A 3588-nucleotide genomic window follows, 5' to 3' on the forward strand; every position below is an offset into this window, starting at 1 on the left:
CCCCGCGTGAGTCCTCCGTGCAGGCTCCCGCCGTCACGCAGGCGCAGCCGCCTCCGGAGCCGGTCCACGAGGTCGCGAAGCCGGCCGCCGAACTCCAGAAGGACACGTACGAGGAGAACCCGGCGGTGGCCGCGGAGTGGGCCGCCCGGTATGCGGCGAACGGGCTGCAGCCCCAGGCGGTCGCGAACACGTCGGAGATGGAGGCGGCGCCGTCCATCACGGATGCGCCCGCCACGGGCACGAAGGGCTGGACGCAGCCCACGCCGGTCATCCCGCAGACGGATCCGACCAACTGCGGCGCGGCGACCGCCGCCATGCTGGTGCGTGCGGCGGGTGGGGGGCAGGGCCTGACGGACGCGCAGCTCGTGAAGGGCCTGGAGTCGAAGTACGCCGACACCCGGGGCACGACGCCGGATCAGATGGCCCGCATGCTCGCGGGGCAGGGCTTCGAGGTGACGCGCGGCGCTTCCAACTTCGACCGCGACGCGCTGGACAAGGCCCTCTCCGAGGGGAAGAAGGCCGTCGCCATGGTGGACTCGAACCGCATCCAGCCCGGCCCCGAGGGGCGTGCCGCGGATGGCAGCGCGCACTGGGTGGAGATCGACGGCAAGGACGCGCAGGGCCACTACCAGATCAAGGACTCGGCCTCGGGCACGAGCTACAGCGTGGGGCTCCACCAGCTCACCGACGCGATGAACTCCGGCTGGAGCACGTTCAGCGGGGGCGGCATGCTCATCGTGAACCCGACGGGCGGAGATGCCAACGCGCTCGCCCACCAGAACGAGAACCACTCGGCCTCGCTCGGCGACACGTCTGGCATCGGCTCCAAGACGGCCGCCTCCGGCACCCGCGAGTCAGGCTCCTAGCCGCACCGCGCGCTGCAAGCCTCAGGGCGCCGTCCGCGGCACGAGCATTCGCTCGCCCACGTCGCGCCACCACGGCGTCGCGCCCTCGACACGCGAGGGCTCCAGGCTGCGGCCCAGGCCCGGGGTGAAGAGGCGCACCTGCTGTTCGGAGGCCAGCCGCACCAGCGTCTCCGCGGGCTCGTCCCAGGCGTGCATCGCCAGGTTGAAGGTGCCCCAGTGCACCGGCATCAGCGTGCCGCCGCCCAGCATGGCGTGCGCCTTGAGCGCGTTCTCCGGGCCCAGGTGGATGGTGCCCCAGCTCGGGTGGAAGGCGCCCACCTCCAGCATCACCAGGTCGAAGGGGCCGTGACGCCTCCCAATCTCCTCGAACTCGGACGTGAGGCCGGTGTCGCCGCTGAAGAACAGCCGGTGCTTGTCGGTGGTGAGCACCCACGACGCCCACAGCGTCTTGTTGCGGTCGCCCAGGCCGCGGCCGGAGAAGTGCTGCGAGGGCGCGGCGGTGAAGCCCACCGGGCCCACGCGGTGGTGCTCCCACCAGTCCAGCTCCGTGATGAGCTCCGGCGCCACGCCGAACGCCTCCAGGTGGCGCCCCACGCCCAGCGCGGTGATGAATGGCACCCGCCGCTTCGCCAGCGCCTGGATGGTGCTCCGGCACAGGTGGTCGTAGTGGTCGTGCGACACCAGCACCGCGTCCAGGTCCGGCAGCGCTTCAATGGACACGGGCGGGGCGTGGAAGCGCCGGGGACCCGCGAAGGACAGGGGCGAGGCCCGGTCTCCGAAGACGGGGTCGGTGAGCACGCGCGCGCCATCCACCTCCAGCAGCATCGTGCTGTGGCCCAGCCAGGTGACGCGCAGGCCGGTGTCCGGCGCGCGGGCCCAGGTGCCGCGCGGATCCTCCACCGGCAGCGGGCCGGGCGGCGTGCGCTGCGTGCCCCCGAAGAAGTACTCCCCCAGGATGGGCAGCGGGTTGCCCTGGATGCCGGGACCCACGGGGGCGGTGTTGCGGAAGCCCTGGCCCTCGAACTGCCGGGAGGCCCGGCTGCGCTCGAGGCGTTGTCCCGCGAGGCGGGCAGTGGCGCTGACGACGGTGGACATGCGTCCGTGTCTAACACCCGCATGCCCGCCCGGCACGGTCACCCGCCAGGAGCCCTGGCGGGCAGGGCGCCGTCCCGTCGCCAGGAGCGGGACGGCGCGGGAGTGCGCGGGGCGCCTACTCTTCGGCCTCCGGTGCCACGCAGGTGTTGCTGAGCGCGGTGGACCAGAGCTGGCCGGACCGGGTTTCGTCGTAGGCGCTGAAGTAGACGCGCGAGCCCACGCGGAAGAAGTCGCGGGGGTAGGAGGAGGGGTCCGTGCCGGCCGTGTTGATGTCCTTGAGCCGGCGCGTCCCGCCCGGCGTGCCGTTGCTCACCCAGGGCTCGATGCCCTCGCCGGTCGCTTCGTACGCGCTGAAGAAGACGAGGTTGTCCGCCACCGCGTACACCGGCGAGCCGTACTCGTCGCTCAGGCTGAGCGGGCGGCGCAGCAGCTGCGTGCCGTTGGCGGTGCCGTTCGTGACCCAGAGCTGGGTGTCGCGGGGCGCCGGGCCGTCGCTGCTGATGAAGACGGAGAAGAACAGCCTCGTGCCCCCCGGCGCCTGGCTCACGGCGCTGATGCTGGGGAACGCCGGGCCCTGTCCGGCGTAGAAATTGGGCAGGGTGACGACGGGCGTCGGGTTCCCCCCCGCGAGCGGGACGCGGTAGATGACCATGTACTGGGTGGTGAACGAGGTGCTCGTGACGTAGGCGTACGAACCCAGCGCGCCCAGCAGACGCACGGAGCGCGTGGCGCCGAAGGACGCGAGCCGCACCGTGCCGCCCGCCGTGCCGTCCGACTTCCACAGCTCCGTCAGGCCGCTGCTCTCCTGGAGCGTGAACAGCGCGAGCGTCCCCGAGGAGCGCACTTCGAACGGAAAGGTGTTGGGGCCCGCGTCCAGCCGCTTCAGCTGCAGCGTGCCCGCGGCGGTGCCGTCCGTCCTCCAGAGGTTCGTGGCGCCGTCCAGCTCGCGCACGAAGAAGAGCAGCGCGTTGCCCACCTTCGCGTCCAGGAAGCTCACATCCACGTTCGTCCCGAAGTCGCGCAGGAGCACCGTGCCGGCGGCCGTGCCGTCCGACCGCCCCAGCTCGAAGCGCGTGGCGGAGGAGGCCACGTCGAAGGACTCCTTGAAGAAGACGAGGTTGTTGCCCACCGCGGTCAGGTGCGTGAGGAACGAGCCCTCCGCCCCCGGCGTCAGGTCCCTGACGAGCCGGGTGCCGGCGCTCGTGCCGTCACTCACCCACAGCTCCTGGCCCCGCGTCGCGTCCGGCGCCTGGAAGAAGAGCTGGGTCGGGGTGGCGGTGAGGCGGTTCACGGCGGGCGTGCCGGTGCCCGCGGTGACGGGGAAGCTCCTCACCTCCGTGGTGCCCGCGTCGGTGCCGTTGCTCCTCCAGAGGGCGCGGCGGCCGTCCTCGAAGTTCACCGCGAAGTAGAGCGTCCCCTGGAAGTCCGCGAAGCTGGTCGGGCCCGCCGCGAAGCGCGGGATGCCCAGCTCCGAAGGGGGCAGGATGGTCTTCACCCGCTGCGTGGCCGCCGCGGTGGGAGGACAGAAGGCCTCCTGCTCCACGGCTTGTTCCGCCCCCGGGGTGGGCTCCTGTCCGAAGCCGGCCTCCGTCCCCGCGTCCTGGTACTCCCCGCCGCAGCCCACCCC

3 protein-coding genes are annotated in these 3588 nt (G+C 72.4%); 1 reads left to right on the top strand and 2 read right to left on the bottom strand.

Annotation, left to right across the window (positions count from 1 at the left end; translation table 11 throughout):
- Positions 1-866 (top strand): cysteine peptidase family C39 domain-containing protein (locus D7X12_RS40205; RefSeq protein ID WP_120630413.1); only part of this gene is annotated, 866 nt, incomplete at its 5' end.
- A 21-nt stretch (positions 867-887) separates the two neighbouring features.
- Here D7X12_RS40205 and D7X12_RS40210 read toward each other — a convergent pair.
- Both D7X12_RS40210 and D7X12_RS40215 read right to left on the bottom strand, forming a co-directional pair.
- Positions 888-1961, bottom strand: a complete 1074-nt coding sequence (locus D7X12_RS40210) for an MBL fold metallo-hydrolase (RefSeq protein ID WP_120630414.1) — start codon at positions 1959-1961, stop codon at positions 888-890.
- 115 nt (positions 1962-2076) lie between these two features.
- Positions 2077-3588 (bottom strand): ELWxxDGT repeat protein (locus D7X12_RS40215; RefSeq protein WP_120630415.1); only part of this gene is annotated, 1512 nt, incomplete at its 5' end.

Origin of the sequence: Corallococcus sicarius, from assembly GCF_003611735.1 — a bacterium.
In the GTDB taxonomy this organism is placed as follows: Bacteria; Myxococcota; Myxococcia; order Myxococcales; family Myxococcaceae; genus Corallococcus; species Corallococcus sicarius.